This window comes from Streptomyces sp. NPDC058864 (assembly GCF_042742985.1).
GTDB lineage: Bacteria > Actinomycetota > Actinomycetes > Streptomycetales > Streptomycetaceae > Actinacidiphila.
Map to the genome: position 1 here is coordinate 1 of NZ_JBHYMQ010000068.1, position 13,950 is coordinate 13,950.

Sequence of the window (13,950 nt, forward strand, 5' to 3'; positions counted from 1 at the left end):
CACCAGCTTATCAGACTCTTTCGGGCCCGATTCCCGCCGGCGGGGATTCCCTGCTTTTACCGCTTTTGCGTTTCCGCCTTTCGGCTTTCGCGCTCCCCGACTTTAGCAGATGCTTTCCGTCGGATTTACCGGACCGCTGTGAGGACGCACGTCTCCGTGGCATTCTCGTCGCGGGGGTTGTGACAACGTACTGGAGCGGGGCACCCCGATGCAAATCGAGGGTGCCCCGCTCCTGGTGGTGCGTCAGACCTCCACGACCACGGGGAGGATCATCGGACGGCGGCGGTAGTTGTCGGAGACCCACTTGCCGATCGCGCGGCGGATGAGCTGCTGCAACTGCCTGACCTCGGCGACACCGTCGGAGGCGGCGCGGGCGAGGGACTCCTCGATCTTGGGGAGGACCGCGTTGAAGGCCTCGTCGTCGATACCGGAGCCACGCGCCTGGACGTACGGGCCGCCGACGACCTTGCCGGTGGTGCTGTCGACGACGACGAACACCGAGACGATGCCCTCCTCGCCGAGGATGCGGCGGTCCTTGAGGGAGGTCTCGGTGACGTCCCCGACGGAGAGGCCGTCCACGTAGACGTATCCCGCCTGCACCTTGCCGGTGATCTTGGCGATGCCGTCGACGAGGTCGACGACCACGCCGTCCTCGGCGAGGACGCAGCGCTCCTTCGGGATGCCGGTGGCCTGCCCGAGTTCTGCGTTGGCGCGCAGGTGCCGCCACTCGCCGTGGACCGGCATGAGGTTGCGGGGCTTGCAGATGTTGTAGAAGTACAGCAGTTCGCCGGCGGACGCGTGGCCGGAGACGTGCACCTTGGCGTTGCCCTTGTGCACGACGTTGGCACCCCAGCGGGTGAGGCCGTTGATCACCCGGTAGACCGCGTTCTCGTTGCCGGGGATGAGCGAGGAGGCCAGGACCACCGTGTCGCCCTCGACGATGCGGATCTGGTGGTCCCGGTTGGCCATCCGCGACAGGGCCGCCATGGGTTCGCCCTGGGAGCCGGTGCACACCAGGACGATCTTCTCGTCGGGGAGGTCGTCGAGCGTCTTGACGTCCACGATGAGCCCCGGGGGGACCCGCAGGTAGCCCAGGTCACGGGCGATGCCCATGTTCCGGACCATGGAGCGGCCGATGAAGGCGACCTTGCGGCCGCGCTCGTGGGCGGCGTCCAGGACCTGCTGGATGCGGTGCACGTGGCTGGCGAAGCTCGCCACGATGATCCGCTTCTCCGCCTTGGCGAAGACCTGGCGCAGCACCGGCGAGATGTCCCGCTCGTGCGGGATGAAGCCGGGCACCTCCGCATTGGTGGAGTCGGAGAGCAGCAGGTCGATGCCCTCCTCCGACAGGCGCGCGAAGGCGTGCAGGTCGGTGAGCCGGCCGTCGAGCGGCAGCTGGTCCATCTTGAAGTCGCCGGTGTGCACGACCATGCCGGCCGGGGTGCGGATGGCGACCGCGAGGGCGTCGGGGATGGAGTGGTTGACCGCGACGAACTCGCAGTCGAACGGCCCGATGCGCTCGCGCTGCCCCTCGGCCACCTCGAGGGTGTAGGGGCGGATGCGGTGCTCGGCGAGCTTCGCCTCGATGAGGGCGAGGGTCAGCTTCGAGCCGATCAGCGGGATGTCGTCCTTCTCCCGCAGGAGGAAGGGGACGGCGCCGATGTGGTCCTCGTGGCCGTGCGTGAGGACGATGCCGACGACGTCGTCCAGGCGGTCACGGATCGAGGTGAAGTCCGGCAGGATCAGGTCAACTCCGGGCTGCTCCTCCTCCGGGAAGAGCACCCCGCAGTCGACGATCAGGAGCCGGCCTCCGTACTCGAAGACCGTCATGTTGCGGCCGATCTCTCCGAGACCGCCGAGCGGGGTGATGCGCAGGCCCCTTTCGGGGAGCGCGGGGGGTGGGCCGAGCTCAGGGTGCGGATGGCTCAAAGTCTCTCCTCACCACGCACACCACGGACCCCGGGCGGAAGCCCGGGACACCGTGCGCGCGTGACAGCGTGCTTTCTTCTGCGTTGTCCTCATGGAGCGATATTCAGTTCTTAAGTCTTTGGTTAGAGCTGTACCCCGCCGGCGGCGAGATCCTGCTTCAGCTGTGCCGTCGCCGCCTCGTCGAGCTCCACGAGCGGGAGCCGGAGCGGGCCGGCGGGCAGCCCCTGCAGGGCCAGGGCGGCCTTGGTGGTGATGACGCCCTGGGTACGGAAGACGCCGGTGAAGACCGGGAGCAGCTTCTGGTGGATCTCGGCCGCCTTGTGGACGTCACCGGAGAGATACGCCTCGAGGAGGGCCCGGAGCTCAGGGCTGACCAGATGTCCCACGACGGAGACGAAGCCGACGGCGCCGACGGACAGCAGCGGCAGGTTGAGCATGTCGTCGCCGGAGTACCAGGCGAGGCCGCTGCGGCTCAGGGCCCAGCTCGCGGCGCCGAGGTCGCCCTTGGCGTCCTTGTTGGCGACGATCCGGGGGTGCTCGGCGAGCCGGACGAGGGTCTCGGTCTCGATGGGGACACCGCTGCGGCCGGGGATGTCGTAGAGCATGACCGGCAGGCCGGTGGCGTCCGCGACGGCGGTGAAGTGCCGGTACAGGCCCTCCTGAGGGGGCTTGTTGTAGTACGGCGTCACCGCGAGGAGGCCGTGGGCTCCGGCGCGCTCCGCCTGGCGGGCCAGCTCGACGGTGTGGTGGGTGTCGTTGGTGCCGATGCCGGCGACCACGAAGGCCCGGTCGCCGACCGCCTCCAGTACGGCCCGGACGAGCTGCTCTTTCTCCACGTCGCTGGTGGTCGGCGACTCACCGGTGGTGCCGTTGACGACCAGGCCGTCGTTGCCTGCCTCGACGAGGTGGACGGCGAGCCGCTGCGCGCCATCGAGGTCGAGGGCGCCGTCCGCGGTGAACGGCGTGACCATTGCGGTCAGGACCCGCCCGAAGGGGGTCTGCGGGGTGGAGGTCGGAGCCATGGGTCCAACGCTACTCGGTGCCGGTGGCGGGACACCCCCTCGGGACCTGCGATGAGGACTCCGGCGCTGCCTGCTCGGGGGTTCAAGCAGCACCGGAATCCGTTTCTGAAGACTAGACGAATTGCATGAAACCCGGCAATCGGAAGATTCCGGATGAGTGGTGACCTGCTACGGAGCGATCCGGCCGTTGGCGTTGAAGGCGGCGTGGGTGAGCGGCATGAGCTTCGCCCATTCGGCTTCCATCCGCTCCCCGACCATCTCGATCTCCCGCTGCGGGAAGGACGGCACCTTGGCGAGCTCGTGCTGGGTGCGCAGGCCGAGGAAGTGCATCAGGGAGCGGGCGTTGCAGGTGGCGTACATCGTCGAGAACAGGCCGACGGGCAGCGTGGCCCGGGCGACCTCGCGGGCGACGCCGGCCGCCAGCATCTTCTGGTACGCGTCGTAGGACTGCCGGTAGGAGGCCTCCATGGCGTCCACGACCGACCGGTGCTGCTCCGGGGACCCGTGGACGAACTCGTACTTCCCGGGGCGGCCCTGCTGCACCAGCTTGCGGTCCTCACCGGGGACGTAGAAGACGGGCTGGAGCTCCCGGTAGCGACCGGACTCCTCGTTGTACGAGTTGTGCACGACGATGCCATTGGCCACGAAGTTGTGCCACGGACCCTCGACGGACAGGTCGTAGGTCATCTCCTCACCGTCCTGGACGATCTCCAGGATCCGCTCGGGCACGGCGGTCGCGATCTTGCCGCCGCGCTTCGCGAGTGCCTGCTCCTCCCCGCTCTTGCGGGTGTGGCAGTCTTCGCAGGCCGGAGCGAGGTTACCGGTGTCCAGAGCGAGCCCCAGGTCGGCGGCGACGGGAACACGGTGGTCCAGAGCGAGCGATTCCCGCGGGAAGGACCGCGAGCACATGTAGCAGGTGTCCGTCTCCTTGATCAGCCGCTCCCGTTGCATGGACGTCCACACACCGATACCGCGGCGGAGGCTCGGCGGCACCAGGGCCTGGGACGGCCGGGGGGCCGTCCCGGCGACCATGACGGCATCTCCTGCCGCGAGTTCCCCGGCCTTCGCCCAGCCCTCCGGGGTGAGGATCGCGTGGTCCACGGAACACCGCAGGACCCGGCCGGACGCCGTCGTGATCTTGATGAGCTGCTTGACCCCGGACTCGATGACGTCGACGATGCGAGCCCGCTGGGCGAGGAGCGTCTCCTCGTCGTAGCAGCGCACGTGGTTGCGACGGACGGACTCGAGCTTGCGCAGACGCGTGCTCGGGTGCTGTTCACGGAACTCGGCAACGGCGCTGTCGGCAGCGTCACGGCTCTCATAGAGCCCCAGGTAGTGGTTCTTGTCGCCGCGCCGGACCTGGGCCATCCACTTGCCCGCCTTGGCGTGCCACGACACCCCTCCGGCGGATGCGGGCAGCCGGTCCTCCACGCCGGCGTGCCAGAGGCGGTGCAATTCCTTGATCGACCGCCGCCGCAGATTGCCCGCCTCGCTTTCCAGCGTGATCTCCGTGTCACCCGCGAGGCACCATCCGACGCGGTGGCGCATGAACTCGCGGAAGACGAAGATCGGGGCGCTGATGAAGAAGGTCATCGAGTTGTGCTCGAAGGGACTGCCGTGGCGGTCCCGCATGAGGTAGTTGATCAGGCCCTTGGAACGCTCCGGGTCCTTGGTCAGCTCCGCCAGGGACTGCTCCCCGGCCGTGGACACCCGGGCGGCCCACAGCACGTCGGAGTCGGCGGCGCTGTGCTTGACGAGCTCGACGGTCACGTCGTCGCGGAACTGCACGGAATCGTCGGCGGAGGTGTCGGTCACCGGGCTTCCTTCCTCACGGAGCTTGGGGCGGCGCCCAGCCTATGCGCCCGCTCCGACATCGCCCGACACCCGCCGACACCTGCCCCACCCCCCGCAAAGCGGAGCAAGGCAGACGACCGGCGGACCACTGCTGGCCGGTCCCGGCGGGGCCCGCTAGCCTCACCGATGTGTCTCTGCCCTTCCTCGCCGCCGACAGCGGCCACGACGAGTACGCCGCGGACGCCGCCCTTCCGCACCGGGTCCAGGACGGGTGGATCCGTCCCTACCGCCCGGGGCCCTGGCGGGTCGCCGCGGCGGCGATGCTGCTGATGCTCGCCTCGTACCTGCTCTTCGCGGCGGTGATCATGGGGCTCTCGGGCAACGGGCCCGGCGTGGCCACGACGATCGCCGCCGCCGTGCTGGCGATCGGCTGCGCGCTGCGTCTGCTGCGCGTGGGGATCTGGGTGAGCGCGCGCGGGCTGCGGCAGGTGGGGCTCCTGTACACCACGACGCTGCCGTGGAACCGGGTCGGCTCCGTCCGTACGGCCCAGCAGCCGGTGAAGTGGCTGGGGCTGCCCCGGACCGTGCAGGGCCAGGCCCTGGTCGTCACGCGGGCCAACGGCGAGCGGCTGCGGCCACTGCTCACCGACCACAACGCGGACTTCCTGGGCCGTACGGAGGCCTTCGACCAGGCGGCCGACGCCATAGAGGGCTGGGCCGCCGAGCTGGGCCAGTAGGGCCCGCCAGGGCCGTCCTGACCGCAGGCGTGCCCGCTGACCTCGGCGGCCTTGTGGTCGGCGCCGAGGGACTCGGCCGGTGGTGATCACGACACTCGGGGCGAGCTTCCGGGTCCCGTCCGTGTACGCCGCCCCGCGCCCCGGCGAACTCGCCCCGGACGGTGCCGGCGGCCCGCTTCCCGGCCGCGCCGTGCACGCCGGGTGGCCGACAGACGGGCGTCATCGGGTGTTCGCCTCCGGCTGTTAGCGTCCGGCCGACTTGGCCCGTCGAGGACCTGGAGCGACTGTGTTCGCACCGCCCCACCCGAAGCCGCTCCTCAGCCGTCCCGGGCCGCTGCCCGCGCTGGAACGGCTGCGGGGCCGGACCGTCGTCGTGAAGTTCGGCGGGCACGCCATGACCGACGGGCCGTTGCTGTCTTCCTTCGCCGAGGACGTGGTGCGGCTGCGGCGGGCCGGGGTGCGGACCGTGGTGGTGCACGGCGGCGGTCCGCAGATCAGCGCTCAGCTCGACCGGCTGGGCGTGCCGGCGCACTTCCTGGGCGGGCAGCGCGTGACCACGCCGGAGACACTGGACGTGGTGCGGATGGTGCTCGCCGGCAAAGTGCAGCGGGAACTGGTGCGGCTGCTCAACGAGCACGGGCCGTACGCCGTCGGGCTCACCGGTGAGGACGCGCACACCCTCACCGCTGTGCGCCGGTACGCCGAGGTCGGCGGCGAGCTGTTGGACATCGGCCTGGTCGGGGATGTCACGGAGGTCAACACGGCGGCCCTGGACGTGCTGCTGGACCACGGCCACGTCCCGGTGGTCTCGCCGCTCGGCCGCGGCACGGACGGCGAGGTCTACAACGTCAACGCTGATGCGGCCGCCGGTGCGCTCGCCGCCGCCCTGGGCGCGGAGGCGCTGGTGGTGCTGACCGACGTGCCCGGGCTGTACGCGGACTGGCCGCGCCGGGAGCGGGTGCTGGACCGGCTCACCGCCACGGAGCTGGAGCTGGTGCTGCCGTCCCTGGGGGGCGGCATGGTGCCGAAGATGGAGAGCTGCCTGCGCGCGGTCCGCGCCGGTGTCCTCAGCGCACGGGTGCTGGACGGCCGTGTCCCGCACGCCCTGCTGCGGGCGCTCACCGGCGCCCCCGGGGAGTCCGGGACGACCGTCCTGCCGGGCTGAGGCCGGAGCGGACCCCTCTCAGGGGGTCCGCGGGGCCTTCCCGCGCAGCGCGATCGCCCGCTGCATGGCCTTGCGGGCCCGCGGGGTGTCACGGGCGTCGTGGTACGCGACCGCGAGCCGGAACCATGCCCGCCAGTCGTCCGGTGCGGCCTCCGTCTCGGCCTTGCGCCTGACGAAGACCGCGTCGGCGGAGGCCCGGTCGACCCGCCCGCTCGGGGTGCGCACCAGTTCGTCCTCCGGGAGCCCGCCCTCGGCCTCCAGTTCCCGGGCCAGCCGGTCCGCGTTGTGCGCGAACTGCGTCGTACGGACCAGGAACCAGACGCCGACGAGCGGCAGCACGAGCACGGCCACGCCGAACACCACCGTGACCGGGCGGCCGTCCTGGATCAGCCAGACGCCGCGGGCGCCGGCCAGCACGAAGTAGACGACCAGGACGGCCGCGAGGACGAAGTAGGTGATCTTTGCGCGCATGGTGGGCGGACCCGGCTCTCAGTCTGTGTCTCTCGGTCGGTCAGTCGAGGTCCATGAAGTGCTCCAGGCCGAAGGTGAGCCCCGGCGTGGAGACGACCCTGCGCACGCCGAGCAGCACGCCCGGCATGAAGGAGCCGCGGTTCATGGAGTCGTGACGGATGGTGAGGACCTCGCCGGCGTCGCCGAAGAGCACCTCCTGGTGGGCGACGAGACCGCGCAGCCGCACCGCGTGCACGGGCACCCCCTCGACGTCGGCACCGCGCGCCCCGTCCAGGGCGGTCGCGGTGGCGTCCGGCTGCTCGCCGAGCCCGGCCTCGCGGCGGGCGTCGGCGATGAGCTGGGCGGTGCGGACGGCGGTGCCGCTGGGGGCGTCGACCTTGTCCGGGTGGTGGAGTTCGACGATCTCCGCGGACTCGAAGAAGCGGGCCGCCTGGCGGGCGAAGCGCATCGCCAGGACCGCCCCGATGCCGAAGTTCGGCGCGATGAGCACGCCGGTCCCCTGGGCCTGGCCGAGCCAGCCGCGCAGGGTGTCCAGGCGCTCGTCGGTCCAGCCGGTGGTACCGACGACGGCGTGGATGCCGTGCCGCAGGCAGAAGTCGAGGTTCCCCATGACCGAGCCCGGGGTGGTCAGTTCGACCGCGACCTGGGCCTCGTTCTCGGCGAGGGTCTCCAGCTTGTCCTCGCGGCCGATCGCCGCGACCAGCTCCAGGTCGTCCGCGGCCTCGACGGCCTTGACCGCCTCGGCGCCCATGCGGCCCCGGGCCCCGATCACACCCACGCGGATCTTGCTCATCGTTCCAGTCCTCCGGTCCAGACGTTCGAGACGGTCGGTACGGCTCAGGCTCGGGCTCAGGCGACGGACTCGTGCAGGCGGGCGGCCTGCCGGTCCTTCAGCGGGCCTATGACGGCCAGCGAGGGCCGCTGCCCCAGGACGTCGCGGGCGACCGCGCGCACCTCGTCGGGCGTGACCGCGGCGATCCTCTCCAGTGTGGCGTCCACCGACATCTGCTCACCCCAGCAGAGCTCGCTCTTGCCGATCCGGTTCATGAGCGCGCCGGTGTCCTCCAGGCTGAGCACGGTCGAGCCGGAGAACTGGCCGATGGCCCGGTGCAGTTCCTCGTCGCTCAGCCCGTGCTCGGCGACCTGGTCCAGCTCCTCGCGGCAGATCTTCAGCACCTCGTGGACGCGGCGCGGCTGGCAGCCGGCGTACACGCCGAACAGGCCGCAGTCCGCGAAGGACGAGGTGTACGAGTAGACGCTGTAGGCGAGGCCGCGCTTCTCGCGGACCTCCTGGAACAGCCGGGAGCTCATCCCGCCGCCGAGTGCGGTGTTGAGCACACCGAGCGCCCAGCGCCGGTCGTCGTGCCGGGACAGCCCGGGCATGCCGAGCACGACGTGGGCCTGCTCAGTGCGGCGCTCCAGCAGCTCCACCCGCCCGTGGCCGCGTATCGTGCGGGCGCCGCCGCGCGGCGGGCGGGGCACGGCGTCCGCGTCGCGGAGGGCGCCCGCGTCCTCGAACGCCTTGCGGAGCTGGCGGACGACGGTGGCATGGTCGACGTTGCCCGCGGCGGCGACGACCAGCCGCGTCGGGTCGTAGTGCTTCCGGTAGAAGCGGGCGACCTGGTCGCGGGTGAGGGCGTTGATGGTGTCGACGGTGCCGAGGACGGGGCGGCCCAGCGGGGAGTCGCCCAGCATGGCGGTGGCGAACAGGTCGTGGACCTGGTCACCGGGGTCGTCCTCGGTCATGGCGATCTCCTCCAGGACGACACCGCGCTCGGCGTCGATGTCCTCCTGGCGGATCAGGGAGCCCGTCAGCATGTCGCTGACCACGTCGATGGCGAGCGGCAGGTCGGTGTCGAGGACACGCGCGTAGTAGCACGTGAACTCCTTGGCGGTGAAGGCGTTCATCTCGCCGCCGACGGCATCGATCGCCGCGGAGATCTCCAGCGCGCTGCGCCGCGCGGTGCCCTTGAAGAGCAGGTGCTCCAGGTAGTGCGTGGCGCCGTTGAGGACCGGTGTCTCGTCGCGTGAGCCGACGCCGACCCAGATGCCGAAGGTCGCGGAGCGCACGGTGGGCAGGGTCTCGGTGACGACGCGCAGTCCTCCGGGGAGGACGCTGCGCCGGACCGTGCCGATGCCGTCGGTGCCGGGCAGGAGGGTCTGCGTGCGGACGGCCCGCCCCTTGGTGGAGGGGCGGGCCGTCACACGAGTGGTGCGGGTGGTCACTTCTCGGACGCGTCCTCGGCCTTGTCGTCGGCCGCGGCCTCTTCGCCCTCGATGACCGGGATCAGCGACAGCTTGCCGCGCTGGTCGATCTCGGCGATCTCGACCTGGACCTTGGAGCCCACGGCGAGGACGTCCTCGACGTTCTCGACGCGCTTGCCGCCGGCCAGCTTGCGGATCTGCGAGATGTGCAGCAGGCCGTCCTTGCCCGGGAGCAGGGAGACGAAGGCACCGAAGGTGGTGGTCTTCACGACCGTGCCCAGGTAGCGCTCGCCGACCTCGGGCATCGTCGGGTTGGCGATGCCGTTGATGGTGGCGCGGGCGGCCTCGGCGGACGGGCCGTCGGCGGCACCGATGTAGATGGTGCCGTCGTCCTCGATGGTGATCTCGGCGCCGGTGTCCTCCTGGATCTGGTTGATCATCTTGCCCTTGGGGCCGATGACCTCACCGATCTTGTCCACCGGGATCTTGACGGTGATGATGCGCGGGGCGTTCGGCGACATCTCGTCCGGAGTGTCGATCGCCTCCATCATCACGTCGAGGATGTGCAGACGGGCGTCGCGGGCCTGCTTGAGGGCCGCGGCCAGGACCGACGCCGGGATGCCGTCGAGCTTGGTGTCCAGCTGCAGCGCGGTGACGAACTGCTTGGTGCCGGCGACCTTGAAGTCCATGTCGCCGAAGGCGTCCTCCGCACCGAGGATGTCGGTGAGGGTGACGTAGTGGGTCTCGCCGTCGATCTCCTGGGAGATCAGGCCCATGGCGATGCCGGCGACGGGGGCCTTCAGCGGCACACCGGCGTTCAGCAGCGACATGGTGGAGGCGCAGACCGAGCCCATGGAGGTGGAGCCGTTGGAGCCCAGCGCCTCGGAGACCTGGCGGATGGCGTACGGGAAGTCCTCGCGGGCCGGCAGGACCGGGAGGATCGCCCGCTCGGCCAGCGCGCCGTGGCCGATCTCACGGCGCTTGGGGGAGCCCACGCGGCCGGTCTCGCCGACGGAGTACGGCGGGAAGTTGTAGTTGTGCATGTAGCGCTTGCGCGTCTCGGGCGCGAGCGTGTCGAGCTGCTGCTCCATGCGGAGCATGTTCAGCGTGGTGACACCCAGGATCTGGGTCTCGCCGCGCTCGAACAGCGCCGAGCCGTGCACCCGCGGGATCGCCTCGACCTCGGCGGCCAGGGTGCGGATGTCGGTGACGCCGCGGCCGTCGATGCGGACCTTGTCCTTGATGACGCGCTCGCGGACCAGCTTCTTGGTCAGCGAGCGGTACGCCGCGGAGATCTCCTTCTCGCGGCCCTCGAACTGCGGCAGCAGCTTCTCGGCGGCGAGCGCCTTCACGCGGTCCAGCTCGGCCTCGCGGGCCTGCTTGCCGGCGATGGTCAGCGCCTGCTTGAGCTCGTCGGCGACCGAGGACTCCAGCGCCTCGAACACGTCGTCCTGGTAGTCCAGGAAGATCGGGAACTCGGCGGTCTCCTTGGCGGCCTTCGCGGCGAGGTCGGCCTGCGCCTTGCACAGCACCTTGATGAAGGGCTTGGAGGCCTCCAGGCCCGCCGCGACGATCTCCTCGGTCGGCGCCTCGGCGCCGCCCTCGACGAGCTTGATCGTCTTGTCGGTGGCCTCGGCCTCGACCATCATGATCGCGACGTCGCCGTCCTCGAGGGTGCGGCCGGCCACGACCATGTCGAAGACGGCCTCCTCCAGCTCGCTGTGGGTCGGGAAGGCGACCCACTGGCCACGGATCAGCGCGACGCGCACGCCGCCGACCGGGCCGGAGAAGGGCAGGCCGGCGAGCTGCGTGGAGCAGGAGGCGGCGTTGATGGCGACCACGTCGTAGAGGTGGTCGGGGTTGAGCGCCATGACCGTCGCCACGACCTGGATCTCGTTGCGCAGGCCCTTCTTGAAGGACGGGCGCAGCGGACGGTCGATGAGGCGGCAGGTGAGGATCGCGTCCTCGGAGGGGCGGCCCTCGCGGCGGAAGAAGGAACCGGGGATCCGCCCGGCCGCGTACATGCGCTCCTCGACGTCCACCGTCAGCGGGAAGAAGTCGAGCTGGTCCTTCGGGTGCTTCGAAGCGGTGGTGGCCGACAGCACCATGGTGTCGTCGTCCAGGTAGGCCACGGCGGAGCCGGCGGCCTGACGGGCCAGGCGGCCCGTCTCGAAGCGGATCGTGCGGGTGCCGAAGCTGCCGTTGTCGATCACGGCCTCGGCGTAGTGGGTCTCGTTCTCCACTATGGGGATTCTCCTCTTTCGTGCCCCCGGGCGTCTTCCCGGGGACCGTCGGTGGAGGGGCGTCCCGCCGGGCCGGTCTTCGATCGAAGCCACCGGGACGTACGTGCTGCCCGGGGGCCACTACCGAGGACCGGCTCTGGTGGCGCTAGGAGGACGCTCCCTCCGCATGCTCTATGGCGTTGTGTATGGGACCAGACTACAAAGTCCCGGCCCCGGTCTCGCGCCCAGCGCGGCCCCGTACGTACGCAAAGGGAGCGGCCCCCGGCTGGGAACCGCTCCCTCCACGGCGTCTCAGCGGGCGCCGGCCGCACCGCGGCGGATGCCGAGGCGGTCGACCAGCGCACGGAAGCGCTGGATGTCCTTCTTGGCCAGGTACTGCAGCAGGCGGCGGCGCTGGCCGACCAGGATCAGCAGACCACGACGGGAGTGGTGGTCGTGCTTGTGGGTCTTGAGGTGCTCGGTCAGGTCCGAGATGCGGCGCGAGAGCAGCGCGACCTGGACCTCGGGGGAGCCGGTGTCGCCCTCCTTGGTGCCGAACTCGGCGATGATCTGCTTCTTCGTCGCGACGTCGAGCGACATACGGTCTCCTTGTGGTGTCGGTGCCTCCGAGCGCCCCTGGTCTGCGTCACAGGAGAAGCTTCGATGACCCGGAAGGCATAACGCGCCGCGCAAGGGCGGACGCATCGGTTACACAGAGTACCACCCCGGGCCCGGTGCGATGTCCGGGGCCGGGGTGGCGGGTGCCGCGGGCCGGCGGGCTCAGCCGCTGGTCATGCCGCGGGCCTCGGCGTACAGGTCGAGGACCGCGAGGGCGAGCGGGATGAGGGAGAGCAGCACGGTCGCCTCGGCGAGGTCGAGCATCCGGCCCCAGAAGGGGGTGACGCCCTTGCTCGGGACGACGAGCGCGATCGCGAGGAGGAGGGCGGCACCCAGCGCGACCGCGGCGGACAGCCACACGGTGCGGATGTCGAGCGAGGAGTGGTTGCCGCGCAGCAGGTCGGTGAGGACGTCGGCCGGCAGGTTGAGGGAGAGGCCGATGATCAGCAGCCCGACGGTGATCACACCGGCGACCATCAGCGTCACGACCTGCGAGGTGTAGCGGAACAGCCGGGCGCGCATCAGCGTCGCCAGGCCGACGGCGAGGGCGAGCAGCTGCGCCCAGGAGCTGTCGGAGAAGCCGAGCACGACGCCGGCGCACCCCACGATCGCGGCGGCGCAGCCGCCGACCAGGCCGAGCAGCAGCTCGTGGCCGCGGCGGGCCTGGTTGGTGATCCGGTCGAAGTCGACCGGCTCCTCCTCGCCCTGCCGGTCGCCGTCGCCGCGGTGCCGGGCCTGGACCTGGTCGGGCGAGCGGAAGCCGATGGGCAGCCGGGCGAAGCGGGCGGACCAGCCGGGCAGGAAGCCGATGACGGCGATCATGACGACGGCGGTGACGGCGGCGGCCTCGCGCGGCGCGGCGTCGGTGAGGATCGCCACGAAGGTGGCCACGGTGCCGACGCCGGCGGTGAACGAGGCCGCGACGAACGGCGCGTCGCCCTGGGGCAGCATCAGTACGAGCAGTACGGCCGCGATGAGCACGACGACGCAGCCGATGAGGAAGTGCAGCCGGCCCGGCCCCTCGTTCCCGCCGAGACCCATGATCCCGGAGCCGGCGACGAGCAGCAGCGGCAGGGAGGCGAGGCCGAGGGCGACGGCGGAGTGGCGGTCGTCGTACACACGGGCGCGCACCGAGGCGAGGGCCACCAGCACCAGGCCCGCGGCGCCGGCGAGGATGCCGGGCAGGCCGTGCATGTCGTGCTTGACCGGCTCGGAGAACCAGAGCACGAAGGCCATGAGGGCGAGCAGGATGACGCCCGCGGTCAGGCCCACGCCGCGCATGAGGCCGTCGTTCCAGCTGCGGCGGTCGGTCTCGACCGCGGCGGCGACGGCATCGACGACGTCGTCGAACACGGCGGGCGGCAGCGAGTCCGCGAACGGGCGCAGCAGCAGCAACTCACCGTCGTGCACGCGCTGTTCGGCCAGGGACAGGGTGCCGTCGAGGACACGTCCGTCACGGCGGACCAAGTTGTAGCCGGTGGGGGCGGCTTCGTCGGGCGTCTGGCCCGACAGGCGCAGTATCTCCGGATGGATGTCGGAGAGCGGCACGTCCTCCGGGAGCGCCACATCGATCCGGCTGTTCGGCGCCGCCACCGTGACTCTGCAGAATCCCGTCGCTGAGACCGTGCTCACCTGGAGTGTCCCCCTCGTCCGGTGATGGGTGGGTTGGGGTCGGGTCCGCGCGGCCGTCCAGGGCCGGAACCCCCGTTCCGCGCTTCGCGATCCGTCACCCTACCGGGTACCCCAAGTCCCTTGTCCCCCACCCGTCCCAGTGCCCTGGAACTGTC

At 70.9% G+C, this 13,950-nt stretch carries 10 protein-coding genes and 3 pseudogenes; 2 read left to right on the forward strand and 11 right to left on the reverse strand.

Annotated features, from left to right (window positions below; all coding sequences use genetic code 11):
• Positions 1 to 243 precede the first annotated feature (243 nt).
• From ACFW3D_RS34090 to ACFW3D_RS34110, 5 genes and pseudogenes are all read right to left on the reverse strand, one after another.
• Positions 244 to 1,929: a ribonuclease J gene (locus ACFW3D_RS34090; RefSeq protein ID WP_500511022.1), complete on the reverse strand. Its 1,686-nt coding sequence runs from the start codon at positions 1,927 to 1,929 to the stop codon at positions 244 to 246.
• 122 nt (positions 1,930 to 2,051) lie between these two features.
• The gene (gene dapA / locus ACFW3D_RS34095; protein ID WP_500511024.1) at positions 2,052 to 2,951 is read right to left on the reverse strand and encodes a 4-hydroxy-tetrahydrodipicolinate synthase; all 900 of its coding nucleotides are present in this window, start codon (positions 2,949 to 2,951) and stop codon (positions 2,052 to 2,054) included.
• Between the two features lie 168 nt (positions 2,952 to 3,119).
• Positions 3,120 to 3,569, reverse strand: a pseudogene (thyX, locus tag ACFW3D_RS34100) (FAD-dependent thymidylate synthase); the annotation flags it as partial.
• 3 nt (positions 3,570 to 3,572) lie between these two features.
• Positions 3,573 to 4,499, reverse strand: a pseudogene (locus tag ACFW3D_RS34105) (HNH endonuclease); the annotation flags it as partial.
• Positions 4,479 to 4,766 (reverse strand): annotated as a pseudogene (locus ACFW3D_RS34110) (FAD-dependent thymidylate synthase); the annotation flags it as partial. The pseudogenes ACFW3D_RS34105 and ACFW3D_RS34110, both read right to left, overlap by 21 nt.
• Positions 4,767 to 4,933: 167 nt before the next feature.
• Between ACFW3D_RS34110 and ACFW3D_RS34115 the strand changes: the two are divergent.
• Entirely contained in the window at positions 4,934 to 5,482 is a 549-nt protein-coding gene (locus tag ACFW3D_RS34115; protein WP_500511027.1) for an SCO5741 family PH domain-containing membrane protein, read from the forward strand.
• A 286-nt stretch (positions 5,483 to 5,768) separates the two neighbouring features.
• Complete coding sequence (gene argB, locus ACFW3D_RS34120) at positions 5,769 to 6,647, forward strand: acetylglutamate kinase (protein WP_500511030.1); 879 nt, start codon at positions 5,769 to 5,771, stop codon at positions 6,645 to 6,647.
• 18 nt (positions 6,648 to 6,665) lie between these two features.
• On the opposite strand, the gene ACFW3D_RS34125 is transcribed toward argB, so the two are convergent.
• The 6 genes from ACFW3D_RS34125 to eccD all read right to left on the reverse strand — a co-directional run bounded on the left by ACFW3D_RS34125 (position 6,666) and on the right by eccD (position 13,795).
• Positions 6,666 to 7,118 carry a hypothetical protein gene (locus tag ACFW3D_RS34125; RefSeq protein ID WP_500511032.1) on the reverse strand — a complete coding sequence of 151 codons (453 nt, stop codon included), beginning with the start codon at positions 7,116 to 7,118 and terminating at the stop codon, positions 6,666 to 6,668.
• Positions 7,119 to 7,158: 40 nt separating this feature from the next.
• Entirely contained in the window at positions 7,159 to 7,911 is a 753-nt protein-coding gene (gene dapB, locus ACFW3D_RS34130; protein WP_500511035.1) for a 4-hydroxy-tetrahydrodipicolinate reductase, read from the reverse strand.
• Positions 7,912 to 7,967: 56 nt separating this feature from the next.
• Complete coding sequence (locus tag ACFW3D_RS34135; protein WP_500511037.1) at positions 7,968 to 9,344, reverse strand: M16 family metallopeptidase; 1,377 nt, start codon at positions 9,342 to 9,344, stop codon at positions 7,968 to 7,970.
• The gene (locus ACFW3D_RS34140; protein ID WP_018562609.1) at positions 9,341 to 11,566 is read right to left on the reverse strand and encodes a polyribonucleotide nucleotidyltransferase; all 2,226 of its coding nucleotides are present in this window, start codon (positions 11,564 to 11,566) and stop codon (positions 9,341 to 9,343) included. Before ACFW3D_RS34140 ends, ACFW3D_RS34135 begins: the two co-directional genes overlap by 4 nt.
• Before the next feature lie 291 nt (positions 11,567 to 11,857).
• On the reverse strand, positions 11,858 to 12,145 hold the full coding sequence (gene rpsO / locus ACFW3D_RS34145) for a 30S ribosomal protein S15 (protein WP_018562610.1): 288 nt from the start codon (positions 12,143 to 12,145) through the stop codon (positions 11,858 to 11,860).
• A gap of 180 nt (positions 12,146 to 12,325) precedes the next feature.
• A complete protein-coding gene (gene eccD / locus ACFW3D_RS34150) occupies positions 12,326 to 13,795 on the reverse strand; it encodes a type VII secretion integral membrane protein EccD (protein ID WP_500511039.1) in 1,470 nt (489 codons plus the stop codon).
• Positions 13,796 to 13,950 lie beyond the last annotated feature (155 nt).

Excerpts from the sequence above, each read along its gene's own strand:
- dapA (WP_500511024.1), bottom strand. The coding sequence starts at position 2,951 with ATGGCTCCGACCTCCACCCCGCAGACCCCCTTCGGGCGGGTCCTGACC.
- ACFW3D_RS34125 (WP_500511032.1), bottom strand. The coding sequence starts at position 7,118 with ATGCGCGCAAAGATCACCTACTTCGTCCTCGCGGCCGTCCTGGTCGTC.
- dapB (WP_500511035.1), bottom strand. The coding sequence starts at position 7,911 with ATGAGCAAGATCCGCGTGGGTGTGATCGGGGCCCGGGGCCGCATGGGC.
- rpsO (WP_018562610.1), bottom strand. The coding sequence starts at position 12,145 with ATGTCGCTCGACGTCGCGACGAAGAAGCAGATCATCGCCGAGTTCGGC.